The sequence below is a fragment of the Novosphingobium terrae genome (assembly GCF_017163935.1).
GTDB lineage: Bacteria > Pseudomonadota > Alphaproteobacteria > Sphingomonadales > Sphingomonadaceae > Novosphingobium > Novosphingobium terrae.
Genome location: NZ_JABVZR010000001.1, coordinates 2,894,085 through 2,918,646, shown reverse-complemented (window position 1 = coordinate 2,918,646; position 24,562 = coordinate 2,894,085). Strand labels below are relative to the sequence as shown.

19 protein-coding genes are annotated in these 24,562 nt (G+C 65.7%); 12 read left to right on the top strand and 7 right to left on the bottom strand.

From position 1 onward, the window contains the following. Positions 1-43: 43 nt before the first annotated feature. On the bottom strand, positions 44-1,069 hold the full coding sequence (locus HGK27_RS13045) for a GNAT family N-acetyltransferase (RefSeq protein WP_206241096.1): 1,026 nt from the start codon (positions 1,067-1,069) through the stop codon (positions 44-46). A gap of 26 nt (positions 1,070-1,095) precedes the next feature. On the opposite strand from HGK27_RS13045, the gene HGK27_RS13040 reads away from it, so the two are divergent. From HGK27_RS13040 to HGK27_RS12985, 12 genes are all read left to right on the top strand, one after another. Continuing rightward, positions 1,096-2,676 carry an acyl-CoA ligase (AMP-forming), exosortase A system-associated gene (locus HGK27_RS13040; RefSeq protein ID WP_206241094.1) on the top strand — a complete coding sequence of 527 codons (1,581 nt, stop codon included), beginning with the start codon at positions 1,096-1,098 and terminating at the stop codon, positions 2,674-2,676. Continuing rightward, positions 2,673-3,899: a pyridoxal-dependent decarboxylase, exosortase A system-associated gene (locus HGK27_RS13035; RefSeq protein WP_206241092.1), complete on the top strand. Its 1,227-nt coding sequence runs from the start codon at positions 2,673-2,675 to the stop codon at positions 3,897-3,899. Before HGK27_RS13040 ends, HGK27_RS13035 begins: the two co-directional genes overlap by 4 nt. Positions 3,900-4,151: 252 nt before the next feature. Continuing rightward, a complete protein-coding gene (locus HGK27_RS13030) occupies positions 4,152-4,796 on the top strand; it encodes an XrtA/PEP-CTERM system exopolysaccharide export protein (RefSeq protein WP_206243153.1) in 645 nt (214 codons plus the stop codon). A 23-nt stretch (positions 4,797-4,819) separates the two neighbouring features. Further along, positions 4,820-6,367, top strand: coding sequence for an XrtA system polysaccharide chain length determinant (locus HGK27_RS13025; RefSeq protein ID WP_206241090.1), 1,548 nt, complete (start codon positions 4,820-4,822; stop codon positions 6,365-6,367). Between the two features lie 10 nt (positions 6,368-6,377). Continuing rightward, a complete protein-coding gene (locus tag HGK27_RS13020) occupies positions 6,378-7,697 on the top strand; it encodes a tyrosine-protein kinase family protein (RefSeq protein WP_206241087.1) in 1,320 nt (439 codons plus the stop codon). Further along, positions 7,694-9,715, top strand: a complete 2,022-nt coding sequence (locus HGK27_RS13015; RefSeq protein ID WP_206241086.1) for a preprotein translocase subunit YajC — start codon at positions 7,694-7,696, stop codon at positions 9,713-9,715. Before HGK27_RS13020 ends, HGK27_RS13015 begins: the two co-directional genes overlap by 4 nt. A gap of 17 nt (positions 9,716-9,732) precedes the next feature. After that, positions 9,733-10,971: an AAA family ATPase gene (locus HGK27_RS13010; RefSeq protein WP_206241084.1), complete on the top strand. Its 1,239-nt coding sequence runs from the start codon at positions 9,733-9,735 to the stop codon at positions 10,969-10,971. A 35-nt stretch (positions 10,972-11,006) separates the two neighbouring features. Then, the gene (locus HGK27_RS13005) at positions 11,007-11,924 is read left to right on the top strand and encodes an XrtA system polysaccharide deacetylase (RefSeq protein WP_241127117.1); all 918 of its coding nucleotides are present in this window, start codon (positions 11,007-11,009) and stop codon (positions 11,922-11,924) included. Continuing rightward, the gene (locus HGK27_RS13000) at positions 11,921-12,994 is read left to right on the top strand and encodes a FemAB family XrtA/PEP-CTERM system-associated protein (RefSeq protein WP_206241082.1); all 1,074 of its coding nucleotides are present in this window, start codon (positions 11,921-11,923) and stop codon (positions 12,992-12,994) included. Before HGK27_RS13005 ends, HGK27_RS13000 begins: the two co-directional genes overlap by 4 nt. Next, positions 12,991-14,223 carry a TIGR03087 family PEP-CTERM/XrtA system glycosyltransferase gene (locus tag HGK27_RS12995; RefSeq protein ID WP_206241080.1) on the top strand — a complete coding sequence of 411 codons (1,233 nt, stop codon included), beginning with the start codon at positions 12,991-12,993 and terminating at the stop codon, positions 14,221-14,223. The genes HGK27_RS13000 and HGK27_RS12995 overlap by 4 nt, the downstream gene beginning before the upstream one ends. Beyond that, positions 14,213-15,781, top strand: a complete 1,569-nt coding sequence (gene xrtA / locus HGK27_RS12990; RefSeq protein ID WP_206241079.1) for an exosortase A — start codon at positions 14,213-14,215, stop codon at positions 15,779-15,781. Before HGK27_RS12995 ends, xrtA begins: the two co-directional genes overlap by 11 nt. 51 nt (positions 15,782-15,832) lie before the next feature. Next, positions 15,833-17,728 (top strand): XrtA/PEP-CTERM system amidotransferase, encoded by a 1,896-nt coding sequence (locus HGK27_RS12985; protein WP_206241078.1) that lies wholly within the window; start codon positions 15,833-15,835, stop codon positions 17,726-17,728. On the opposite strand, the gene HGK27_RS12980 is transcribed toward HGK27_RS12985, so the two are convergent. The 6 genes from HGK27_RS12980 to HGK27_RS12955 form a co-directional block, all read right to left on the bottom strand. After that, positions 17,725-17,994 carry a hypothetical protein gene (locus tag HGK27_RS12980; protein ID WP_206241077.1) on the bottom strand — a complete coding sequence of 90 codons (270 nt, stop codon included), beginning with the start codon at positions 17,992-17,994 and terminating at the stop codon, positions 17,725-17,727. The two genes, HGK27_RS12985 and HGK27_RS12980, sit on opposite strands and share 4 nt — an antisense overlap. 13 nt (positions 17,995-18,007) lie before the next feature. Further along, a complete protein-coding gene (locus HGK27_RS12975) occupies positions 18,008-18,328 on the bottom strand; it encodes a heavy metal-binding domain-containing protein (protein ID WP_206241076.1) in 321 nt (106 codons plus the stop codon). A 300-nt stretch (positions 18,329-18,628) separates the two neighbouring features. Continuing rightward, positions 18,629-19,756, bottom strand: coding sequence for a cell division protein ZapE (gene zapE, locus HGK27_RS12970; RefSeq protein WP_206241075.1), 1,128 nt, complete (start codon positions 19,754-19,756; stop codon positions 18,629-18,631). A gap of 8 nt (positions 19,757-19,764) precedes the next feature. Next, entirely contained in the window at positions 19,765-20,307 is a 543-nt protein-coding gene (locus HGK27_RS12965; RefSeq protein ID WP_322099033.1) for a PaaI family thioesterase, read from the bottom strand. Beyond that, the gene (locus tag HGK27_RS12960; protein WP_068089147.1) at positions 20,235-21,017 is read right to left on the bottom strand and encodes a succinate dehydrogenase iron-sulfur subunit; all 783 of its coding nucleotides are present in this window, start codon (positions 21,015-21,017) and stop codon (positions 20,235-20,237) included. The genes HGK27_RS12965 and HGK27_RS12960 overlap by 73 nt, the downstream gene beginning before the upstream one ends. A gap of 225 nt (positions 21,018-21,242) precedes the next feature. Then, positions 21,243-23,960, bottom strand: a complete 2,718-nt coding sequence (locus HGK27_RS12955) for an Rne/Rng family ribonuclease (RefSeq protein ID WP_206241074.1) — start codon at positions 23,958-23,960, stop codon at positions 21,243-21,245. Between the last annotated feature and the right edge of the window lie 602 nt (positions 23,961-24,562).

The following is a 24,562-nucleotide window of genomic DNA, read 5'->3' as shown; positions in this document are numbered from 1 at the left end:
CGCTTAACTGCTCACAAGCCCCTGCCGCCATAGGCGGTGTAGTCTAAAAACGCCGCTTCACTCTTGCGACCAAGGTCGAGGCCCACATGCGCCCCAGAGCGGGCCATTGGCTGACCGCGCGCGGATCGATGGCCTGCAATTGCCAGCGGTTGCGCTGTTGCTCCATCCAGTCGCGCTTGTAGGGATCGTCGCCCGTGCCGAAATCGACGAAGCTGACGCGATCCTCATCGATCACCGTCTGGAACAGCGCAGCCGACAGGCTGGTGCCGGGGGAGAGCGGCTTGGCCTCCTCGATATAGGCCAGCTTGTGGATAAAGGCGGTGCCCGCCTCCACGGTCCAGAGCTGAGCGGCGACAGGCTTGCCCTCCGCGCGGGCGAGGCCAAGGCGCAGGCGGCCGGCTGCAGCTTCCTCCTGCGCGAAACGCTTGAGGAACGCCATGGAGCCTTCCTCGCCCTTCCAGCTGGCGGCGTAGATCGCCTCGTAATCGGCCCAGATGTCTTCGGAAAAGTCACGATGGATCTCGCAGGAGACCTTTTTCGCCTTGCGTTTCAGCGTGGTGCGCAAGGGGCCGGGGCGAGCGGCGAGATAATCGACATAGGAGCGCCCTGCCACATCCAGCCAGTGGTTGATATCGCAAGGGGCCACCTGCACCATCCATCCGGCGGCGCGAAACGCATCGGCCAGCAGATGGATCTGCTCTTCGGGGATGTGCGAAAGCGTCAGACGGCTGCCGCGATGCTTCACCTCGCGCGCCAGAGCCTTCAGCAGGGCAGGGCTATCGGCGCCCGGTGTCAAAAGCGCGCGCAGGCGGAAGGTGTACCAGTTGGCGAGCCCCTTCAGTCCCTGATCGCCATGGGCCAGCGGCAGCGCGGCCAGCGCATCTCCCTGTCGCGCCACCGCCAGAATCGGCGCGACGGCGCATTCCTCTTGCAGCGCCAGCCACCAGCCAAGACGATCGAAAGGCCCGGCCACGCCCGGCTCAGCCCCCGCAGCCAGCGCCAAAGCATCCGCCAGCGCGCAATCGCGTTGAACTTCCTTAAGATCGGCGTGATAAGCCAGCGAGATCACGACAAAAGGCCTCGTTTCATTCCATCATGCCTTATTCCAGCGACGTTACCGGTCAAAGTGCCGAAATCACGGCTCTTCCGCTCGATCACCTCGCGCTGCGCGGGGCAGATGACGCTCCCGCGCTGGTGCTGCGCAGCGGTGTGCTTAGCTGGCAGGACTTAAGAACGCGTGTCGCTCGTCTTGCCGGTTGGTTAAAGGATCGGCTGGGGGAACAGGCCTTTACCGGTGAGCATGGCCCCCGCGTGGCCAGCTGGGCGGCCAAGGGAGAACTGACCTGCCTGCTGCCTCTGGCCGCCGCGCGGGCCGGTTGCATCCATGTGCCGATCAATCCGCTGCTGAAACGGGCGCAGGTGGCGCATATTCTGGCCGACAGTGGGGCGGTGCTGGTGATCGCCACGCCCTCGCGCCTTACCACGCTGGAGCCGGGCGATGTGCCTGAAACTTGCTCCACGCTGGAGGAGGCCGAGGCGCTGGCTTTGGCCGAAAGTGCCGTCCCTTTGCCGCCTTCGCAGGCCAATCCGAACGCCCTGACGGCCATCCTCTACACCAGCGGTTCGACGGGGCGGCCCAAGGGGGTGATGCTCTCTCACGCCAATCTGTGGCTGGGGGCGGAAAGCGTCGCGAATTATCTGGGGCTGCAGAGCGATGATCGCGCTCTGGCGGTGATGCCGCTAAGTTTCGATTATGGGCAGAACCAGTTGCTGTCGCACTGGTATGTCGGGGGCAGCGCCGCCCCGCTCGATTACCTCACCCCGCGCGATGTGGTGAAGGCCGTCGAGCGTCACAACATCACCACGCTGGGCTGCGTGCCGCCGCTCTGGGTGCAACTGATCGAAGCCGAATGGCCGAGCGAAACCGCCACCAGACTGCGCCGCCTGACCAACACCGGCGGCGCGCTGACGGTCGATCTGGTGCGCCGCATGCGCGCGCTTTTCCCTGATGCGCGGCTCTTCGCCATGTATGGCCTGACCGAGGCCTTCCGCTCGACCTATCTCGATCCCGCGCTGATTGACACGCACCCCACCAGCATGGGCAAGGCCATCCCCCATGCCGAAATTCTGGTGGTGAACGATGCGGGCCAGATCGCGGCGGACAATGAGGAAGGCGAACTCGTCCACACCGGCCCGCTGGTGGCGCAAGGCTATTGGCAAGACGCGCAGCGCACCGCCGAACGCTATCGTCCCGCGCCGGAGGGCAGTGTTTATGGCGGCATGGCAGTATGGTCGGGCGACCGGGTGAGGCGCGATGAGGATGGCCTGCTCTATTTCGTGGGCCGCCGCGATGCGATGATCAAATCCTCGGGCAACCGTATTTCGCCTCAAGAGGTGGAGGATGCGGCTTTGGCCACCGGCCTCGTGGCCGAGGTGGTGGCGCTGGGCCTGCCCGACCCACGGCTGGGTCAGGCCGTGCATCTGGTGGTGCGCGCCGTGCCGGGCGCAGAGGATGCGGCAACGCTGCTGCCCAAGCGCCTTGCCGCCGATCTGCCCAATTTCATGCAACCCAAAGTGATCCACTGGAAAGACACCATGCCCATCGGCCCTAATGGCAAGCTCGACCGCACCGGTCTATTCGAAGAGATCCGCGCCGGTCTGGAGGCAGGCGCATGAAACCCCTCGGCCCCATTCCCGCAGGCTTTGCCGCGCGTGACGGCGTGCTGGCGGTGGACGGCATCAAGATCACCGAACTGATCGCTCAGGCCGGGGCGACGCCTGCTTTCGTCTATTCCTCCGGCATGATCCGGGCGCGGGTGGCGGCATTGCGCGCGGCCATGCCCGAAGCCCTGGCGCTGCATTACGCGGTGAAAGCCAACCCCTTCGCCCCCCTGCTGCGCCTGATGGGCACGCTGGTCGACGGCTTCGACATCGCCAGCGGCGGCGAACTGGGCATGGCGCGCGAGGCAGGGCTCGATCCTTCGCTCATCAGCTTCGCCGGGCCGGGCAAGCGCGATATCGAGCTGCAGGCGGCAATCATGCAGGGCGTCACCCTCAACCTCGAATCCGCCGCCGAAGCCCGCCGCGCGCTCACCATCGCCGAAAAGCTGGGCAAGACCCCGCGCCTCGCCATCCGCGTGAACCCCGATTTCGACCTGCGCGGCAGCGGCATGAAGATGGGCGGTGGCGCCAAACCCTTCGGCATCGACACCGACAAGGTGCCCGCTCTGGCCCGCGAGATCGTGGCGGCAGGGGCGGAATGGCGCGGTTTCCATATCTTTGCCGGATCGCAGTCGCTCGATGGCGCGGCGATTGCCGAAACGCAGGGGCAGGTGCTCGATCTGGCGGTGCAATTGGCCCAGCAGGCCGATGTGCCCCTGCCGCATCTCAACATCGGCGGCGGGCTTGGCATTCCCTATTTCAACGGCGATTCGCCGCTGGACCTCACCCCCATCGGCGCCGCGCTGGGCGAACGCCTGAGCAACCGCCCCGATGTGCTGAAAGATACGCAACTGGCCATGGAAATGGGCCGCTTCCTCACCGGAGAAGCGGGTGTCTACCTGACCACCATCCTCGACCGCAAGGAAAGCCACGGCGATATCTTCCTCGTCACCGATGGCGGCCTGCATCACCAGCTGGCGGCCAGCGGCAATTTCGGCACGGTGGTGCGGCGCAACTATCCCGTCGCCATCGCCACCCGCTTTGGCGCTGAGCCCGAGGAAGAGGCCAGCGTCGTCGGCTGCCTCTGCACCCCGCTCGACCGGCTGGCCGACAAGGGCCATTTCCCCAAGGCCGATGTGGGCGATGTGGTCGCGGTGTTCTGCGCCGGGGCCTATGGCGCCAGTGCCAGCCCCTCGGCCTTCCTCGGGCAGGGACCCGCGCGCGAAATCCTGATCTGACACCTGACTGACTCCGGCGAATCCCTTAGGACACTCTTGCGCGAATCGTCCCACGGCGAGACGCTGGGCCTTGCGCGCCTGTCTCCCACCGGGACAGACCCGCGCAAAATGGCGGAAAACCGGCGTCTTGCGGGTGGATGACTAACCCAATGTTTACCCTTCGGGCGCATAGCCGACCATGAACTGCCGTATCCATCCCTGCGCCCTCGCAGCGCGCAGGCCGACGGATACCGCCCAGTCCGGGAAGACATGATGCCGAGCAAGACAGCCGTTCACACCATTGCCGGCGCGGCTCTCGCCAGCCTGACCCTGAGCGGTTGCGCGGGCGATGGCACGGCGGCGCGGCTGCCTCCGGCCAATTTTGTGGCGCATCAGGAAGGCCCGGGCGAGGACTATATCATCGGCCCGATGGATGAGCTGACCGTCTTCGTCTGGCGCAACCCGGAGCTGGGCTCGAAGGTGCAGGTGCGGCCTGACGGGCGCATCACCACGCCCTTGATCACCGATATGCCTGCTGTCGGCAAGACACCCAGCATGCTGGCGCAGGACATCCAGCTTCAGCTGTCCCAGTATATTCAGGACCCGCTGGTCTCGGTGATCGTCACGCGTTTTGCGGGCACCTTCTCTGAACAGATCCGCATCGTGGGCGCCACCGGCAAGCCCGCAAGCTTGCCCTATCGCGCCAATATGACCATTCTGGACGCGATGATTGCAGTGGGCGGCCTCTCCGAATATGCTTCGGGCAACCGGGCCAAGCTGATCCGTTATGACAAGGCCACCGGCCATCAGCAGGAATTTGCCCTGCGGCTGGGCGATCTGCTCAAGAAGGGTGACAGCAAGGCCAATGTGATGCTGATGCCGGGCGATGTCATCATCATCCCCGAAAGCATGTTCTAAGCAGCGAGGCCGGACCCAACCCTATGAACTCGCTCTTCGACGATATCAAAGCCACGCTGTTCTCGATCTGGCGCCGCCGCTGGATCGCGCTGGGCGTGGCGTGGCTGGTGTGTCTGGCCGGTTGGGGCATGGTCAGCACCATTCCCAACACCTATGAATCGCATGCGCGCATCATGGTCCAGCTCTATGATCCGCTCGCGGCGCAGGTCGGCATCGATGCCTCGGACCGCAAGCGCGATGTGGACCGCGTGCGCGATACGCTCACCAGCTCGGCCAATCTGGAAAAGGTGATCCGCGGCACGCGTCTGGGTGACAACATCACCGATCGCAAGCAGATGGAAGGCATGATCGCGGGCCTGTCCAAATCGATCAAGATCGTCGCCACGCAGGACAACATCTTCGAGATCAGCGCCCAGTCGCGCTCGGGCGGCGGGATGAGCGATGCTGATGGCGCTCATCTGGCGCAGGACATCGTGCGCAAGGTGATCGACATTTTTGGCGACGAAAACAACGACACCAAGCAGGGCGAGATGAAGCAGACGCTGGATTTCCTCGACCAGCAGCTGGTGAACCGTCAGGGTGAGTTGCAGGCCGCCGAACAGCGCCGCCTGACCTTCGAGACCCAGCATCCCGAACTGGCGCAGGGCGGCGTTTCCACGATCCAGCAGATGGAGCAGAACCGCGCCGAAATGCGCGGCCTCGATGGCGATATTGCCGCGGCGCAGAGCGCTCTGGCGGCGGTCAATGGCCAGATGGCGGGCGTTGCGCCCACGGTGGCCGGGGCTGCGGCGCCCGGTCAGCTTGGCGGCACGCGGGCGCAACTGGCGCAGCTGCAATCCGATCTGGTGGGCATGCGTGCGCGCGGCATGACCGACAATCACCCCGATGTGATTGCCGCGCGCAACCAGATCGTGGCGCTGAAGGCCCAGATCCGCGCCGAGGGGCCGACGCCCGTGGCCGGGCCGGGGGCTCAGCCCAATCCGGCCTACACCACGCTGGAATCGATCCGTGTGGAGCGGCAGGCCAATCTTCAGGCGCTTCAGGCGCGGCGCACCACCATCGAGCAGGCCATCGCCACGCAGACGGCGCGCCAGCTCAGCAATCCCGAATTGGCACAGGAAGCGCAGAACATCAGCCGCGACTATGACATATTGAAAGCCCAATATGACAAGCTGCTGCAGGACCGCGAGGAATTGCGCCTGCGCGGACAAGTGGTTGCAGCCCATGGCGCAACCAAGTTCCAGGTGCTCGATCCGCCGGTGCTACCGCATGGTGCCTCCGCGCCCAACCGTCCGCTGCTGCTGATGGTGGTGCTGGTGGCGGGGATCGGCGCGGGGCTGGGTGTGGCCTTTGCGCTGGGTGAATTGCAGTCCAGCTTTGCCACCACGGCCAAGCTGGAGCGTGTGACCGGCCTGCCGGTGCTGGGGGCGATCTCGCAGTCGCTGTCGGAAACGGCGCGGGCCGAACGGGCGCGTGGTCTGCGCGGCTTTATTGCCGCCAGCGGCGCGCTGGGCGGGCTGTTCATGCTGTTGGTGATGATGGAACGCTTCAACATCGGCGGCGGGGCCTGAGGAGATGGCGATGTTCGAACCCAGGAAACTGACGCCTCAGGGCAGTGCCGGCCAAGGCTCCGACGGCGAGGGTCCGCAGGGTCAGGATGGCCGGGGCCAGGTCGTGCCGCTGGGCCAGCCGCATGCGGCCCAACCCGCTGCTGCCTCACCTGAACAGGCGCCGATCCGGCCTCAGCCGCTGCCTCAGGGCAATCCGGTGCCGCAAGCCGGCCCTGTCGATCCGCAGACGGGCATGCCTTATCCGGCGCAACCTCAGCCGTTTCCGCCTTATGGCCAGCCGGTTTTCGGTCAGGGCGCTCAGCCGCCTTACGGGCATCCGGCCTATGGCCAGCAGTCTTATGGTCAGCCGCCTTATGGGCAGGGGGCACCTGCGCCTTACGGACAGGCTGGCCATCCCGCCTACCCCTATCCGCCGCAGGGTTTTCCGCCGCAGCAGGCCTATGGCCAGCCTCCGGCCTATCCGCCTCAGGGACTGCCACCTCAGGGCTATGCCCAGCAGCCCGGTTATCCGCAGCAGGGCTACCCCCAGCAGGGCTATCCTCAGCAGGCCGCGCCAGCCGCGCCGCAGCAGCCCGTCACGCCGCCGCCGCCCGCGCGGCCGCGCCATGCCGTCAACCGGAACGCTCTGGCCGAGGCCGGGTTGATCGTGCCAGAAAGCGGCGCCACCGCGCAGCTGGAAGAGTTCCGCATCGTCAAGCGCCAGCTGCTGGCTCAGGCCGAGGAACTGCGCCGCATGCGTTCCGGTCCGGCCAGCCAGCGCATCATGATCACCAGCCCCCATCCGGGCGAGGGCAAGACCTTCTGCGCGCTCAATTTCGCCATGTCGATCGCGGCGGAAAAGGAAGCCGAGGTGGTGCTGATCGACCTCGATCTAGCGCGCTCCTCGGCGCTGGGCATTCTGGGCATTCCGGCGGGACCGGGCCTGATGGACGCACTGGCCGATCCGCGCATCGATGTGCGGTCTCTGGTGATCCCCACCGATATCGTCGGCCTCTCGGTGCTGCCGGGCGGGCGCCCCACCAATTCGGATGCGGAATATCTCGCAAGCTCGCGCGCGCCCCGCGTGCTCGATCTGCTGACCGAGGGCTATCCGCGCCGCATCGTCGTCATCGACACGCCGCCCACGCTGGCCGCCATGTATCCTGCCGAGGTTGCCAAGCTGGTGGGCCAGGTGGTGATGGTGGTGCGTGCCGACAAGACCAGCACCAATGCGGTGCAGGATGCCGCCTCGCTGTTGGCGGGCTGCCCTAATGTGCAGCTGCTGCTCAATGCGGTGCAGTTCAGCCCCAGCGGGCGCCGCTTCGGCTCCTATCACGGATATCGCGGATGAAGCTGGCGGGGGGCTTTTTCGTCACGGTCAGCCTGATGGCGCTTGCCGCACCGGGTCTGGCCGTGGCCAAGGGCGCGGCGGGCTCGGCGGTATCGAGTCAAGCCGCGCCGGGCGCGGCGATGGCTTATGACACCGGCGGGCTGCTTCAGGCCGATGCGGATCAGGGCGCGGCACCTGCGTCCGCGCCGCAGACACCCGCGCAGTCTGCGGCACAGGGCACGCTGACGGCCACGCCGAATTCGGCCTATGGCGGCAACCCCTATAACACTGTGGTTTCCTATAATGGTGAACCGCAGGACAATGATCCTTCCTCCACCGACATCACCGGCAAGCAGGCGCCGCAGATCCGTGGCGCGCGCGCCGGAACGAATGGCGGCGTCACCATGCAGGAGGTCAACGGGGCGGGCGGCGGCGATGATGCCGTGTTGGCCCCTTCCGCGCTGATTCCCGGCCAGATCAACACCTTCGGCAGCGCCGATCTGCATGGCCGCCCCTTGCTGATCCGCCCCTATATTGAGGCGCAGCAGGTGGCCTATGCGCCCATACAGCCTTCCGGCGATGTGCTGACCTATTCCGTGCTGGCTGCGGGCGTGGACGGGCTGGTCAATGGCCGCAACACGCAGGGCGCGATCTCGCTGCGCTATCAGCGCAACATCGGCTGGGGCAAGGCGCAGGACAGCGACAACCTGAGCGGCATCGCCAATTTCTCGACGCGCCTGACGGGTGAGGGCAAGAGCGGCCTGTATATGGACTACGGCGGCTATGCGAACCGGGTGAACACCTATGCCGGGGGCGCGACCTTCGCCGGGGTGAACAGCCAGGGCGATACGCTCAGCCAGGTCTATTCGGTCTATGCCGGGCCGCGCTATGCCACGCAGCTTGGCGATGTGGCGGTCAATGCGGCCTATCATGTCGGTTACACCGATGTGGATGGCGGCAGTGGCGCCGTGGTGGCGGGTGGCGGCATTCTGGGCCATTCGCTCTCGCAGGATGCGCGCCTTGCCGCCGCGACCAAGCCGGGCGATCTGGGCCTGCCTGTCGGCCTGACGGGCGAGGCGGGCTATTACCGGCAGGATATCTCCAATCTCGATCAGAAGGTGGAGGATGTGCATGCCCGCGCGGGCGTGATCGTGCCGGTGACCCAGAACCTGAACGCCATCGCCACGGCGGGCTATGAAAAGGTGCAGGTTAGCAGCCGCGATGCGGTGCGCGATGCCAATGGCAACCCGATCGTGGACTCCCATGGCCGCTATGTGACCGACTATTCCAGCCCGCGCATCATGGCCTTCGACACCAGCGGGCTGATCTGGGATGTGGGCGTGCAATGGCGCCCCAACCCCCGCACCAGCGCCGAGGCGCATATCGGGCGCCGTTATGGCCGTCTGGGCGGCTATGGCTTCTTCAACTGGCAGCCCAATGGCCGCACCACCTTCAATGTGGTGGCCTATGAGAACCTGACCGGCTTTGGTGGCGCGCTGACCACGGCGCTCACCTCGGCGCCGACCAGCTTTACCGCCATTCGCGATCCGATTTCGGGCGGGCTGACCAGCTGCGTCGGTTCGGCCACGGGCGGGGGCTGCGTCAGCGGCGGGTTGGGCTCGCTCAACGGGCAGATCTATCGCGGGCGCGGGGTTACCGCCAGCGCGATGTATGATTTCGGCCATTGGCAGGCAGGCCTCGCCGCCGGTTGGGAGCGGCGCCAGTATATCGGTGCCCCCGATACGGTGCTGGCCGCGCTGGACGGCAAGGCTGACCAGTATTACTGGGGGGCCGCGAGCCTGAGCGGCAAGCTCTCGCAGCGTTCCACCATCCAGACCACGCTGGAGCTTTACCGCTTCGAAAGCGGTCTGGCAGCGGCAGGCGATACCACGGGCGTGAGTGCAACAGCTCTGTATAATTACTATTTCACACGGCACCTTAGCGGCAACGCCTCTGCGGTTATCACAGGGGCCAGGACCGATCAGAGCGAGGACATCTGGATTGCATCCGGTGCCCTTGGCATGCGCTACAGCTTCTGACCGGCGGAGGACTGACGATGTTCGATGATTTCTATGGCTTCACCGCTCGCCCGTTCCAGCTGACGCCCGATCCGGCGTTCTATTTCGAAAGCGCGACTCATCGCAAGGCGCTCTCCTATCTGGGCTATGGCCTGGCGCAGGGTGAGGGCTTCGTGGTGATCACGGGTGACGTCGGCACCGGCAAATCCACGCTGGTCGCCCATCTGATGGCCACCATCGACCGCCAGCGCCTGACCGCCGCGCAGGTCGTCACCAGCCGTCTGGATGACAAGGATCTGGTGCAGCTTGTGGCGCAGGCATTCGCCATCCGTGCCGAGGGTGAGGCCGCGCTGGGCCGTGACCCCGGCACCGGCAAGGCCAAGGCCCTCTCGCAGATCGAGGCGTTCCTGCACAGTGAGGCGCGCGCCGGTCGCCGCTGCCTGCTGGTGGTGGATGAGAGCCAGAACCTCTCGGATGAGGCGCTGGAAGAGCTGCGCATGCTCTCCAATTTCCAGCTGGGCAATCACCCGCTGCTGCAGATTCTGCTGCTGGGCCAGCCCGAATTCCGCGATCACCTGTCGGGTCAGGCCGGGCTGGAGCAATTGCGCCAGCGTGTGATCGCCGCCCATCATCTGGAGCCCATGGGCGCCGAAGAGGTGGAGGCCTATCTGGGCCATCGCCTGCGTCTGGTCGGCTGGCAGGGCCGCCCGACCTTCGCGCCCTCGCTCTTTGCCGAGATCCATCAGGCCAGCGGCGGCGTGCCGCGCCGGATCAACCAGATCACCAGCCGCCTGCTGATGGCAGGCGCCGCCGAGCAGCGCGAGCATCTCGATGGCGTGCTGCTGGCCCGCGTGCTGAGCGAGATGGTGGCTGATGGCGGCCTGTCGCTGGGCCGCGTGATCGCGCAGGCTGCGCATGAGGCCCCCGCTGTGGTGGCCGCGCGTGCAGCGGGCGGGGACAAGCCGCTGGATCATGCGGTGGAGCATCATGCCTCGCTGTCGGACGAGCTGTCCGCCCGTCTGGCCGAGCAGGCCGCGCAGATCGCCGAATTGCAGCATGCCGTGATCGAACTGGCCGGTGGTCAGGGGGCGGAGCGCCCTGAGGATGCGGCTCAGGCCGCCGCTTCGGCTGCTCAGGCCGCTGCCATCGAGACGCTGACCGCGCGCCTCGGCGAGCTGGAGGCCCGTCTGGCCGAGCAGGACCGCACGTTGCGCCACACGCTGACCATGCTGATCGAATGGATCGAGCGCGACGGGACGCCCCGCGTCGCCGCCTGAGGGTTAACGCCCGAAGGTCTTGAGGAGATTGTACCGTGTCGAAGTCCAGCATCGTCAATGGTTTGTCCGTCGATGTTGAGGACTGGTTTCAGGTCGGCGCCTTCGAAAAGGTGATCGACCGCGCGGATTGGGATGCGCTGGAACACCGCGTGGAGGCCAACACCAGCGCTGTGCTGGACCTGTTCGCAGCCGCAGATGTGAAGGCGACCTTCTTCACTTTGGGCTGGGTGGCCAAACGGCATCCCGCCTTGATGCAGCGCATCGTGGCCGAAGGGCATGAGCTGGCCAGCCACGGGCTGGACCATGCCCGCGTCTTCACGCTGGGCGCTCGGCGTTTTGCCGAGGATCTGACCGAATCGCGCAAGATTCTGGAGGATGCCGGGGGCGTGGCGATCAAAGGCTATCGCGCGCCCAGCTTTTCCATCGACACGCGCACGCCATGGGCTCACCTCATTCTGGCCGAGCAGGGCTATGACTATTCCTCCAGCGTCGCCCCCATCGCGCATGACCATTATGGCTGGCGCGAGGCGCCGCGTTTCGCCTTCCGCCCCTTGGTGGACAGCAGCTTGATCGAAATTCCTGTCACCACGGTTGAGGTGGCGGGCCGGCGTCAGGCGGCGGGCGGCGGCGGTTTCTTCCGCCTGTTCCCCTACTGGTTCAGCCAATGGGCGCTGCGGCGGGTGAACAGCCACGACCAGCGCCCCGGCGTCACCTATTTCCACCCATGGGAGATCGACCCCGGCCAGCCGCGCGTGGCGCAGGCTTCGGCGAAGTCGCGCCTGCGGCATTATACGAATCTTGACGTTATGGCCCCTAAGCTCGAACGGTTGGTGCGAGATTTTCAATGGGGTCGTATGGATATGCTGGCCAAGGCCGAGGCGCCCAGGGCGCTGCCTTTCATCATGCCGGGGGCAGAGTTGAAGACGGAAACGGGGGCCGGGCAAGCGGCATGAACGCGCCGCTTCGGATGGCTGTGGGGGCGGTGCGCCTCGCCGATCTGCGTGACCCTCAGGATGAGCGGCGGATCGAGGGCTTTCTGGCCGATCATCCGGACGCCACACCGTTCCATCGCCCCGCATGGCTGCTGGCTGTGGCGCAGGGCACGGGCAACAAGCCGCTGGCGCTGGTGCTGGAGCAGGGCGGTGCGCTGATCGGTTATCTGCCGCTGACTTTGGTGACCTCTCCGATCTTCGGGCGCGTGCTGGCTTCCACAGGCTTTGCCGTGGGCGGTGGCGTGCTGGTGGCAGAGGACACCGACCCCGCGCCGCTGTTCGCCGCGCTGGAGGATCTGGCCCAAAAGCATAAAGCGCCCTCGGCGGAATTGCGCGGCGGTCTGCTGCCGGAAGACCGCGAAGGTTGGGCGGTGAAGAACCAGTCACATGCCGGTTTTGTGCGCCCGCTGGCCGCCAGTGACGAGGCCGAACTCACCGCGATCCCCCGCAAGCAGCGCGCCGAGGTCCGCAAGGGTCTGGCCAATGACTTCGAGGTGGTGACGGGCGGCAAAGACCTTTCCGCCGAGCATTACCACATCTACGCCACCAGCGTGCGCAATCTGGGCACGCCGGTTTTCCCGCGCGCCCTGTTCCGCGCTGTGCTGGAGCGTTTTGGGCAGGATGCCGATATCCTGACCGTGCGCCATCAGGGCAAGGCGGTCGCCAGCGTGCTGTCGCTCTATCATCGCGGCGCGGTAATGCCCTATTGGGGCGGTGGCACGTGGGAAGCGCGGAGCCTGCGCGCCAACGATCGCATGTATTACGAGCTGATGCGCCATGCGCGCCAGCGCGGCTGCACCCATTTTGATTTCGGGCGCTCCAAGACGGGCAGCGGCGCCTTTGATTTCAAGCGCAACTGGGGGTTTGAGCCCGCGCCGCTCTCCTATGGCGTCTATACCGCGCCGGGGGCCAAGGCACGCGATGCCGATCCCACCAGCGCCACCCATTCGCGCCGGATCGAGCTGTGGAAGAAGCTGCCTCTGCCCGTGGCCAATCTGATCGGCCCGTGGATTGCCCGGGGGCTGGGGTGAGCGCATCCGCTTCCGGCAAAGAGATCCTGTTTCTGGCCCATCGCCTGCCGTTCCCGCCCGACCGGGGCGACAAGATCCATTCGCATCATGTGCTGAAGGCTCTGACGGCGCTGGCGCCAGTGCATGTCGCCTGTTTCGCCGATGATGCGGGAGACTGGGCGCATGAGGGCGAACTGGCGGCTTGTGCTGCCACCTATTGCCTGCGTGCCCGCAAGAAGCCGCTGCCGCTGGCCGGGCTGGAGGCGCTGGCCAAGGGGCAACCGATCAGCCTCACCGCCTTTCATGACAGGCATCTGGCGGATTATGTGCGTTCCACGCTGGCGAGCGGGCGGATCGGCACGATTTTCGTCTTTTCCGGTCAGATGGGGCAGTATGTGCCTGCTGACTTCACAGGCAGGGTTATCCTCGATCTGGTGGATGTCGATTCGGCCAAATTCGATGCCTATGGGCGAGAGGGCAAAGGCCCGATGCGCTGGGTCCATGCCCGCGAAGGCCGCCTTCTGGCGGTGGAAGAGGGCCGCCTGGCCGCCCGTGCCGACCACACACTGCTGATCAGCAAGGCCGAGGCTGCTCTGCTGAAAAGGCGCCTGCCCGCCAACAGCCCCGCACATGTGGGGGTGCTGAGCAATGGTATCGACTGCAGCTTTTTCTCGCCCGAAGTGGCGCCCGATGCCGCTCTGGCCGCACAACCCGGCCCGAAGCTGATCTTCACCGGCCAGATGGATTACGCCCCCAACATCGCTGCTGTCACCCGCGCAGCACAGCAGTTGATGCCCGCGATCCTCAAGCATCACCCGCAAGCCAGCTTCCATATCGTGGGCCGCGCCCCCACGCCTGCCGTGCAGGCGCTGCATGGGGTGAACGGCACGCAGGTCCATGGTGCGGTGCCGGATATGCGGCCCTACCTCGCCGCTGCGGATATGGCTCTGGTGCCGCTGGAGATCGCGCGGGGGGTGCAGAACAAGGTGCTGGAGGCCATGGCCATGGCACTGCCCTGCGTCCTCTCCCCCGGCGCCGCGACAGGGATCGAGGCGCGCGATGGCACGGATTACGCCATTGCCGACAGCGATCAGGCCCTGATCGCAACCACGCTGGCCTTGCTGGACAATCCTGACCACGCCAAAGCCATGGGCCAAGCTGCCCGCGTCCATGTGCTGGCCCATGCCAGCTGGCAGGCTGCTCTGGCACCGCTCGCCGGTCTGATCGGAGCCACCCTCCATGGCGCGTGAGCAATTCTCGCCGGACTGGGGCAAGGGGCTGACCTTGTTGGCCCTGATCTGGGGCATCATGATCGGCGCGGCCAGTCAGGAATGGCGGGCCATGGCCGATCAGTGGTGGAACATCTCCACCTACACCCATGTGCTGCTGATCCCGCTGATCCTTGGCTGGCAGGTCTGGCATCGCTGGGCCGAGGCCAAACAGTTGCGCCCCGCCTGCTGGTGGCCGGGGCTGTTCCTGTTGCTGCTGGCCGCGCTGATCTGGGTCATGGGGCGCCTCGCCAATCTGGCCGAGCTGGCGCAGTTCGGCGCCGTCGGCATGTTGATGGCCGCCGTGCCGCTGATGCTGGGCACGCGGGTGACGGCGGCTTTCCTCTTCCCGCTGGCCTATATGGTCTTTCTGGTGCCCTTCGGCGACGAGATCATTCCGCCCCTGCAGACCATCACCGCCCGCCTGACGATCTGGCTGGTGGTGATGACCCATATCCCCGCCCATGTCGACGGCGTGATGATCGCCACCCCCGCAGGCCTCTTCGAAATTGCCGAGGCCTGTTCGGGCGTGAAATTCCTCGTGGCGATGCTGGCCTTCGGGGTGCTGGCGGCTAATGTCTGCTTTCGCTCGTGGACGCGGCGCGTCGCTTTTATGGCGCTCTGCGTGGTGGTGCCGGTGCTGGCCAACGGCGTTCGGGCCTGGGGCACGGTCTATGTGGCGCAGATCAAGGGCGCGGCCTATGCGGGCGGGGTCGACCATATCATCTATGGCTGGTTCTTCTTCGCCGCCGTGATCGCCGCCATCCTTGCGATCAGCTGGCCCTTTTTCGACCGCAAGGTGCACGATCCCATGATCGACGGCGCCGCCCTCGCGCAAAACCGGGTGCTGGCGAAGCTGGATCGCTGGCGTTGCCCGCGTGCCCTGGCCGGCGGCGGGGCTTTTGCCATCGTGCTGGCGTGTCTGGTGTGGTCCACGGCGGCGGCCCGGCTGGAGGCGCCGATGCCCACCCGTATCGCTGTGCCTCAGGTGCCCGGCTGGCACCGCGTCGGCACGCCGTTGATGGTGGACTGGACACCGCGTGCTGCCGGGGCCGATCACCGCATCCAGCTGCGCTATGCCGATGACAAGGGCCGCATCGTCGACATGTTCTTCGCGCTGTATGCCGCGCAAGGGCCGGGCCGCAAGGCGACCGGCTTTGGCGAGGGCGCTTTGCCGCCCGGCTCGGCATGGCAATGGCAGGGACCGGGGGCAGGGGCTCTGGCCGCCCGGGGCGACCGGCTGCTGGCTCAGGGGCGCATCGCCCGTCTGGCCCAGACGACATGGCACACCGGCGACACCAGCACCGCCTCCACGGTGAAGCTGCGCCTCGCCAATCTGGAAGACCGGCTGATGCTGCGCCGGGTGCCCACGATGATGCTGATCCTCTCGGTGGAGGAGGAGGCGACGCAGGCTCAGGCGCCGATGGGCGATCCGGCGGTGGATACGCTGCATGATTTCCGCCGCGCCATCGGGCCGGTGGGCAGCTTTATGGATCATATTGCGCTGGGCACGCCCGATGGCAATGATGATGCCGATTAGGGTGATGGCAAGGACTGAGCCCCTAGGCTATGCCGCGAAAAGAGGTTTCTTATGTGCGGTATAGCAGGCATTTTTCACAAGGAAGCGCGGGGCAGGGCCGATGCCGATGTGCTGCGCGCCATGTGCGATGCCATCGCCCATCGCGGGCCAGACGGCTATGGCGTGTGGGAGGGCGGCGCGGTGGCGCTGGGCCATCGGCGGCTCTCGATCATCGATATTGCCGGTTCGCCCCAGCCCATGGCGTCCACCGATGGCCGGGCCATGCTGGTCTTCAACGGCGAGATCTACAATTACCGTGAGCTGCGCGCCGAATTGGCCGAGCAGGGCGCGCACTTTCACACCGACGGCGACAGTGAGGTCATTCTGGCCGCGTATCAGCGCTGGGGTGTGGATTGCGTCAGCCGCTTTTCGGGCATGTTCGCCTTTGCGCTCTATGATCTGGACCGGCGGCAGCTGCTGCTGGCGCGCGACCGGCTGGGGGTGAAGCCGCTCTATCTGGCTGAGCTGGCCGATGGCAGCACGATTTTTGCCTCGGAACTGAAGGCGCTGATCGCCCACCCCGCGCTGGAGCGGCGGATCGATCCGCTGGCCGTCGAGGATTATCTGGCTTGGGGCTATGTGCCCGATCATCGCTGCATTCTGGCCGGGGTGCGCAAGCTGCCCGCCGCCCATGTGCTGCTGCTCAGCCATGACGCTCCGGTGCCCGCGCCCCAAGCCTATTGGGATGTGAGTTTTGCCGAGCGCCACAAGGGCAGCGAAGCCGATCTGACCGCCGAACTGGCCGATCTGCTGCGCTCTGCGGTGAAAAGCCGGATGGTTGCGGATGTGCCTCTGGGGGCGTTCCTCTCGGGCGGGGTGGACAGCTCCAGCGTGGTTGCGCTGATGGCCGAGGAAAGCGGCCATCCGGTGCGGACCTGCTCGATCGGCTTCGATGTGAAGGCGCTGGATGAAACCGGCTATGCCGAGCAGGTGGCGAAGCGTTACAACACCGACCACGTCAGCCGCATCGTCAGCCCCGATGATTTCGAGGCAGTGGATCATCTGGCGGCCATGTTCGACGAACCCTTCGCCGATGCCAGCGCCCTGCCGACATGGCGCGTCTGCCAGCTCGCACGCGAAAGCGTGACGGTGGCCCTGTCGGGCGATGGTGCGGATGAGGCCTTCGCCGGTTACCGGCGCCACCGCTTCCAGCATGGTGAGGATAGGGTGAGGGGGCTGGTGCCTTCTGCCCTACGCGCGCCGCTGTTTGGGTTGGCCGGGCGGCTTTACCCCAAGGCCGACTGGGCCCCGCGCCCGCTGCGCGCCAAGACGACGCTGCTGTCGCTGGCGGGCTCTTCGGCGGAGGCTTACGCCAGCGCCATCTCGGTGACGGGACCGGGACTGCGGAACAGGCTCTACAGCGATGATTATCGCCGCCAGCGGGGGGATTACCGCGCCGAGCAACCCTTTATCGACTTGATGGAACAGGGCCCGGCGCGCTCCGGGCTGGATGCCGCGCAATATGCCGATCTCAAATTCTGGTTGCCGGGCGATATTCTGACCAAGGTGGACCGAGCTTCCATGGCGGTTTCGCTGGAAGCGCGCGAGCCTCTGCTGGACCACCGCCTGATCGAATTTGCCGCAGGTCTGCCCGAGGGTATGCGCATTTGCGGCACGCAGGGCAAATGGCTGATGAAGCAGGCGATGAAGCCCCAACTGCCCGAGGACATCCTCTTCCGCCCCAAGCAGGGCTTCGTCACGCCCATCGCGCAATGGTTCCGGGGGCCTCTGGCGGGCGCGGCGAGGGGTATCGCCCAAGGCGGCGCCCTGTCCCGTACAGGCTGGTTCGACAGTGCGGCCATCGATCGTGCGGCTCAGGCCCATATCGCGGGCACCAGTGACCACTCGCGCCTGCTTTGGCAGTTGCTGCAACTGGATCGCTCGCTGACCCACCTCGGGCTGGTTTAGCCGGGCCGATAGTCGCGCTGGCCGGTGCCGGGGTGATACCAGACCTGCATGACCTGCCCGGTGTCCTCATCAAGGAATTTCTCGGAGGTCGGTTCCCAACCGGTCTCCGGCAGCTCTGGCCGCCGCCGATAGCGCCGCTCCACCAGCACCGAGAGCGCCAGCAAAGTGCCCATCACCCCCAGCGGCCAGACCTGCCAGCAGCCCAGCGCCGCCGCGATCAGCAATCCCGCCAGAGACAGCGCCAGAAGGCCCGCGACCGGGCGCATTACACCAGCCTCATCACAGGGGCTCGATCTTCACCGCCGTGCCATAAGCGACGACCTCATTCATCGCCTGCCCGATCTGCCCGGAATCGAAGCGCATCATCACCACCGCATCCGCACCCATCGCCCGCGCATTGTTGACCAGCCGGTCCAGAGCATGGCGGCGGGTGTCCTCCACCAGAGCGGAATATTCCTTGATCTCACCGCCGATGATCGTGCGCAAAGCCGCCACGAAATTACCCGCGAGACCCCGGCTGCGAACGACCACGCCGAAAACCTGTCCCAGCGATTGCGTGGTGCGATATCCGGCAATGTTTTCGGTGGTGGTGACGATCATGTGTTCGCGTCCTTTCCCTGTTTCGCCGGAAGGTAGCAGAAGGGAAGAAAAAGAGAAATGCGAGGGTGTTACACCCTCGCGCTCCCATGATGTGTCAGCGTGGGCGCATCGGGTTCGGCCAAGGCGCAAGTTTGCTGCGCCGCAGGCAGGAATTCCGGGCACAGCCTATGGGTTAAAGGCCTGCGGCGCTTTATGTCGTGCAGGTGGAGAGGTCGGGCGCAAGGATCGGGTGCCACTGCCGTTTCGTCGGAAGACGTAACGGGGGTGCAGGGGGCGTAACGCCCCCTGTTTCAATCCCTTTCAGTCCTGCAACTCGTGATCCACACCATGCCCGGCCGCCAGATAATCGCGGCTCTGCATTTCCATCAGACGGCTGATGGTGCGGTCGAATTCGAAGCGGCCATCGCCTGCCTCATAAAGATCTTCCGGCGAGGTCTCCGCCGTGACGAACAGTTTCACCTTATGCTCGTAAAGCGAGTCGATCAGCGTCACGAAACGCGCAGCCTCGTTGCGGTTTTCCGGCCCCATGCGCTTTACGCCGACGAGGATCACCGTGTGGTAATGCCGCGCAATGGCGAGATAATCCGAGGCCCCGCGCGCCTCGCCGCACAGCTTCTTGAAGCTGAAAACGGCCACGCCCTTCAGGCTCTTGGGCACATGCAGCAGGCGCCCGCCGCCCACATCCAGATCGACCGAGGGCACATTGGCGGCATCCTCGGGCGGATAGTCGGTGAGGCGGAAGAAGGCCTCGCGCACGCGGTGGGTGGCGGCTTCGCCCAGCGGCATGTGCCAGGTGGCGATGCCGGTGAGGCGTTCGAGGCGGTAATCGACCGGGCCGTTGAGCGTCAGCACATCCAGATCGCTCTCGATCAGGGCGATGAAGGGCAGGAAATGCTCACGGTTGAGGCCATCTTTGTAGAGGTCTTTCGGCGCGCGGTTGCTGGTGGTCACGATCACCAGCCCATGGTCGCGGATCAGGGCCGTGAACAGGCGGCTCATGATCATGGCATCGGCGGAGTTGTTGACGACCATCTCGTCGAAGGCCAGCACGCGCAGGCCCTTGGCGATGCGCGCCGCGACCTGCGGGATGGGATCGCCGGTCTCGCCCTTGCGGACATCGCGCATCACCTCGTGGACCTCCAGCATAAAAGCGTGGAAGTGGACGCGGCGCTTTTCGGGGATGGCGAGCGTGTCGTGGAACAGGTCCATCAGCATGGACTTGCCGCGCCCCACGCCGCCCCACATGTAGAGCCCGCGCGGCGGCGCCGCCTTGCGGCCCAGCAGGCGCCCGAAAAAGCCGCCGGAGGGGGCGGCCTCCAGCTCGTCCTGCAGATGGGCGAGGCGCTGGGCGGCAGCGGCCTGCTCGGCATCGGGGCGCAGCTCTTCTGCGGAAATCAGCGATTGATATTGTGCGATCAGGCCAGCCATGGCGCTCGTTAGACTCGCTGCGAGGGTTTGCGCAAGCCGGCGTTGAAGGCGGCGATGGTGGCGCCCTCCTGCTCGATCAGCCCGCGCATGAAGACAATCCGCCCGGTTTCGCGCAGCACCTCGCCCACGGCATCGAGCGGCGCGCCAAGGCGCCCGGCGCCGATAAACTGGCAGGAGAGGTCCAGCGTGACGCCGCCCGCCAGATGCTCGCCCAGCAGGGTGCGCGCGGTGGCGAAAAGGCTGACATCGGCCAGCCCCAGCAGCACGCCGCCATGAATGCTGTCGAGCAGATTGGTGTGGCGATGGGCAGGGGTGAGGCGCAGGCGGACCTTGTCGCCTTCCTGCCTCAGGATCAGATCGCCCAGCGTGACGCCATTATAGCGGGTGGGATCTGAAAGATTCCAGCGAACCCAGCCCGGATTGTCCGGATCGGGTTCGCTGACAAAGGTTGGCCGTGTGGAAATCGTCCGGGCCGTGATCAGATCTGGCGCTCGGCCTGCATCTTCTTGATTTCCGCGATGGCGCGTGCGGGCGAAAGGCCCTTGGGGCACACGTTGGCGCAGTTCATGATGGTGTGGCAGCGGTACAGGCGGAAGGGGTCTTCCAGCGCGTCCAGACGCTCACCGGTCATCTCGTCGCGGCTGTCGGCCAGCCAGCGATAGGCCTGAAGCAGGATTGCCGGGCCCAGGAACTTGTCAGAGTTCCACCAGTAGGAGGGGCAGCTGGTCGAGCAGCAGGCGCACAGGATGCACTCATACAGGCCATCCAGCTTCTCGCGCTGTTCGGGGCTCTGCAGGCGCTCCTTGCCCGAGGGCGTGGTCGAGACGGTCTGCAGCCAGGGGCGGATGCTGGCGTATTGCGCATAGAAATGCGTGAAATCGGGGACGAGGTCCTTGATCACTTCCATATGCGGCAGCGGGGTGATGCGGACATCGCCCTTCAGATCCTCGATGGCGGTGGTGCAGGCCAGACCGTTGCGACCGTTGATGTTCATCGCGCAGGAGCCGCAGATGCCTTCACGGCACGAACGGCGCAGCGTCAGGGTCGAGTCCACCTCGTTCTTGATCTTGAGCAGCGCGTCCAGCACCATGGGGCCGCAGCTGTCGAGATCGATCTCGAAGGTGTCATAGCGGGGGTTTTCGCCGCTGTCGGGGTCATAGCGATAGACGGTGAATTTCTTCACATGGGTCGCGCCCTCCGCCTTGTGCACATGGCCTTTGCCATTGATCTTGCTGTTGGCGGGGAGGGTAAAGGTAGCCATAGGTCGCTTCCACTGTCCATCGAACACGAGTCAGGTGCCGCATAGGCCCCTGATGCACATTTTGTCTACCGTCTTATGGGGCGGGGGCAAGCGCCTTTGTTGCGCTGCCGCGAAAGCTTCCACGAAAGTCGGGGGCATTTGCCCGAGGCATCGGGAAGGCCGGACGTGAAAAGGGCCGGGCAACCTTGCGGCGGCCCGGCCCCTTCCTGTCAGTTACGCCTCGGCTCAGCCGAAGGTGCGCTGCCACCAGCCGCGACGCGGGGTGTCGGCGCCCTCGGCGCTGCCATCCTCGGCCGGGGTCACGGCGGCATCGACTTCCACGACCGCTTCAGCGGCAGGAGCCTCCTCGGCGACCTTCTTCTTGCGCGGGGCGCGCTTGGGCTTGGGCTTCGCTTCCTTTGCAGCGGGGGCTTCAGCAGTCGCTTCGGGAGCGGCTTCCACGGCGGGAGCCTCCTCGGTGACCTTCTTCTTGCGCGGGGCACGCTTGGGCTTGGGCTTCACCTCGGCTTCGGCCTCGACCGCAGCGGGCTCGGCTTCGACCGGCGCCGGGGCCTCTTCCACCACCGGAGCGGCTTCCACGACCGGAGCGGCTTCCACGACCTTCTTCTTGCGCGGCGCGCGCTTGGGCTTGGGCTTCTCAGCCTCGACCGGAGCGGGCTCGGCCTCAACCGGGGCGGGCTCAGCGGCGACCGGCGCTTCCACCGGAGCCTCTTCGCTCACATCGGCTTCGCCTTCACCGGTGTCCTCGCCAGCCTGCACGTCGGCGCCTTCCTCACGGCCACGGCCACCACGACGGCGGCGACCGCGACGGCGGCGCTTGCGCTGGCCACCCTGGTCATCACCGGCTTCGACGGCAGTGGTTTCCTCGCCCTCGTCTCCACCGGCGTCTTCAGCCTCTTCACCGGCCTCGGCGCTTTCGTCCTCGGTCTCCTCGGCGGCGGCTTCGGTGCCATCCTCGCGGCGGTCACGGCCACGGCCACGGCGGCGCTTGCGACGCTTGCGGTTGCGGCCGTTCTGGCCTTCACCCTCGTCCTCGGCGGCCTCGATGGCCTCTTCTTCCTCGTCGAACTCCTCCTCGGGCAGATCCTCAAGATCTTCCTCGAAGGTGATCGGGCTGAAGGTGGGCACGTAATCGTTGCGCGGGCCGCTGGAGATGACGCGCATCTTGGCGCCTTCGTTCTCGCCCTCGGGGATCACTTCCACCTCGACGCGGTAGCGGGCCTCGATCTCGTGCAGATCGGCGCGCTTGCCGTTCAGCACATAGATCGCCGCTTCCTGGCTGGCGAACAGGGTGATCGTGGTGCCCTTGCCCTTGGCGGCCTCTTCCTCGATCAGACGCAGCGCCGACAGGCCCGCCGAACCGGCGGTACGCACCAGACCGGTGCCATCGCAATGCGGGCAGGCGCGGGTGGTGGCTTCGAGCACGCCGGTGCGCAGGCGCTGGCGGCTCATTTCCATCAGGCCGAAGGAGCTGATGCGGCCGACCTGGATGCGGGCGCGATCGTTCTTGAGCGCTTCCTTCATGGCCTTCTCGACCTTGCGGACGTTCGAGCCATATTCCATGTCGATGAAGTCGATCACGACCAGACCGGCCATGTCGCGCAGGCGCAACTGGCGGGCGATTTCGCGCGCGGCTTCGAGGTTGGTGGCGACCGCCGTCTGCTCGATGCCATGCTCCTTGGTGGAGCGGCCCGAGTTGATGTCGATCGAGACCAGCGCCTCGGTCGGGTTGATCACGATGTAACCGCCCGACTTGAGCTGCACCACCGGATCGTACATCGCGGTCAGCTGATCCTCGGCGCCATAGCGCTGGAACAGCGGCACGGGGTCGGCATAGTGCTTCACCCGGCGCGCATGGCTGGGCATCAGCAGCTTCATGAAGTCGCGCGCGTCATGGAAGCCATGATCGCCCTCGACCACCACTTCCTCGATCTCGCGGTTGTAGATGTCGCGGATGGCGCGCTTGATGAGGTCGCTGTCCGAATGGATCAGTGCCGGGGCCGAGGCCTTCATCGTGCCTTCGCGAATCTCGTCCCACAGGCGGGCGAGATAGTCGAAGTCGCGCTTGATCTCGGTCTTGGTGCGCTGCAGGCCGGCGGTGCGCACGATGCAGCCCATGGTCTTGGGCAGATCCATCTCGGCGATGATCGACTTCAGACGCTTACGGTCAGCCACGCTGGAAATCTTGCGCGAGATGCCGCCGCCATGGCTGCTGTTGGGCATCAGCACGCAGTAGCGGCCAGCCAGCGAGAGATATGTGGTGAGGGCGGCGCCCTTGTTGCCGCGCTCTTCCTTCACGACCTGCACCAGCAGCACCTGACGGCGGTGGATCACGTCCTGAATCTTGTAGCGGCGGCGCAGCGCCATGCGCTTGGCGCGCAGTTCGTCGGCCTGCTTGGCGCGGTGGCCCTGCTGGCCGCCCTGACGGCGACGGCGGCCACGCGGGTTGCCGTCGGTCTCGGCATCTTCCTCGGCGGCGTGATCGTCGTCGAAGCCATCTTCAACGTGACCGGCCTCGATGGTGGCGACGGCGTCCTTCTCGGAGGTGTCGACCTCGATCACCGAACCGGCGTCATCGGCGCCTTCGTCCGCGTAATCCTCGCCTTCGTCCTCATCGCCTTCGGAATTGGCGCGCAGGGCAGCCTCTTCCTCGGCATGGGCGGCTTCTTCCGCCAGCAGGGCCTCGCGGTCCTCCTTGGGGATCTGGTAATAGTCGGGGTGGATTTCGGAAAAGGCGAGGAAACCGTGACGGTTGCCGCCGAAATCGACGAAAGCGGCCTGCAACGAGGGTTCAACCCGCGTTACCTTGGCCAGATAGATGTTGCCCTTGATCTGCTTGTGATCGGCAGAATCAAAGTCGAATTCCTCAATACGGTTGCCCTTGAGGACCGCCACCCGGGTCTCTTCCGCGTGGCGCGCATCGATCAGCATGCGCGTTGTCATTATAAACTCTCCAGCCGCGCGGGCCAAGTCGGGCTCCGGCGCGGCGATTGATGGACATGCCGCTTGTGGCGGAGCGCGGCGCGCTCCTGTTTCCTGCGGCGAAGTGGGAAAGCCCGAGGCGCTGAATGGGTTCATGGTGAACCTGGTCATGGCCAAGGGCGGTGAGGCCGTGACGCGACCCGGAAAGCCCGGGCACAACGGCATTTTTCGTGTCTGCAAGGCAGAAAAGGCGCGGCTTCATGGCCTGCGCAAAGGCACCCAGAAGAAATTCTGGCAGGACCATCCCGTGGACGCTGTCTTGAAAGACGATAACGTTCCGGAATGTGTTGATATGCGACCCTGTTGCTGCCGATCCATCAGACGCCCACGCCATCACCGCCCCAAGGGGCAGTGAGGAACGGGACATCGAACGGCTCATCATACCTGCATCAACCTGTCGGGCCCGGGGAAAACAGGATTCCGGGCCATGCGAAACGGCAAGCGGGCTTTCAACGCAGCTACCCCGGACCTGTTGGGCGTGGGTAAAAGGGATCGGCCTCAGGCAAGCCTGTTTCGACTTTTTGATGCCTAGCATTGGTTTTCTTTCCGGGCAAGCGCGATAC

Excerpts from the sequence above, each read along its gene's own strand:
- HGK27_RS13040 (WP_206241094.1), top strand. The coding sequence starts at position 1,096 with ATGCCTTATTCCAGCGACGTTACCGGTCAAAGTGCCGAAATCACGGCT.
- HGK27_RS13035 (WP_206241092.1), top strand. The coding sequence starts at position 2,673 with ATGAAACCCCTCGGCCCCATTCCCGCAGGCTTTGCCGCGCGTGACGGC.
- HGK27_RS13030 (WP_206243153.1), top strand. The coding sequence starts at position 4,152 with ATGCCGAGCAAGACAGCCGTTCACACCATTGCCGGCGCGGCTCTCGCC.
- HGK27_RS13025 (WP_206241090.1), top strand. The coding sequence starts at position 4,820 with ATGAACTCGCTCTTCGACGATATCAAAGCCACGCTGTTCTCGATCTGG.
- HGK27_RS13020 (WP_206241087.1), top strand. The coding sequence starts at position 6,378 with ATGTTCGAACCCAGGAAACTGACGCCTCAGGGCAGTGCCGGCCAAGGC.
- HGK27_RS13015 (WP_206241086.1), top strand. The coding sequence starts at position 7,694 with ATGAAGCTGGCGGGGGGCTTTTTCGTCACGGTCAGCCTGATGGCGCTT.
- HGK27_RS13010 (WP_206241084.1), top strand. The coding sequence starts at position 9,733 with ATGTTCGATGATTTCTATGGCTTCACCGCTCGCCCGTTCCAGCTGACG.
- HGK27_RS13000 (WP_206241082.1), top strand. The coding sequence starts at position 11,921 with ATGAACGCGCCGCTTCGGATGGCTGTGGGGGCGGTGCGCCTCGCCGAT.
- xrtA (WP_206241079.1), top strand. The coding sequence starts at position 14,213 with ATGGCGCGTGAGCAATTCTCGCCGGACTGGGGCAAGGGGCTGACCTTG.
- HGK27_RS12985 (WP_206241078.1), top strand. The coding sequence starts at position 15,833 with ATGTGCGGTATAGCAGGCATTTTTCACAAGGAAGCGCGGGGCAGGGCC.
- HGK27_RS12980 (WP_206241077.1), bottom strand. The coding sequence starts at position 17,994 with ATGCGCCCGGTCGCGGGCCTTCTGGCGCTGTCTCTGGCGGGATTGCTG.
- HGK27_RS12975 (WP_206241076.1), bottom strand. The coding sequence starts at position 18,328 with ATGATCGTCACCACCACCGAAAACATTGCCGGATATCGCACCACGCAA.
- zapE (WP_206241075.1), bottom strand. The coding sequence starts at position 19,756 with ATGGCTGGCCTGATCGCACAATATCAATCGCTGATTTCCGCAGAAGAG.
- HGK27_RS12960 (WP_068089147.1), bottom strand. The coding sequence starts at position 21,017 with ATGGCTACCTTTACCCTCCCCGCCAACAGCAAGATCAATGGCAAAGGC.
- HGK27_RS12955 (WP_206241074.1), bottom strand. The coding sequence starts at position 23,960 with ATGACAACGCGCATGCTGATCGATGCGCGCCACGCGGAAGAGACCCGG.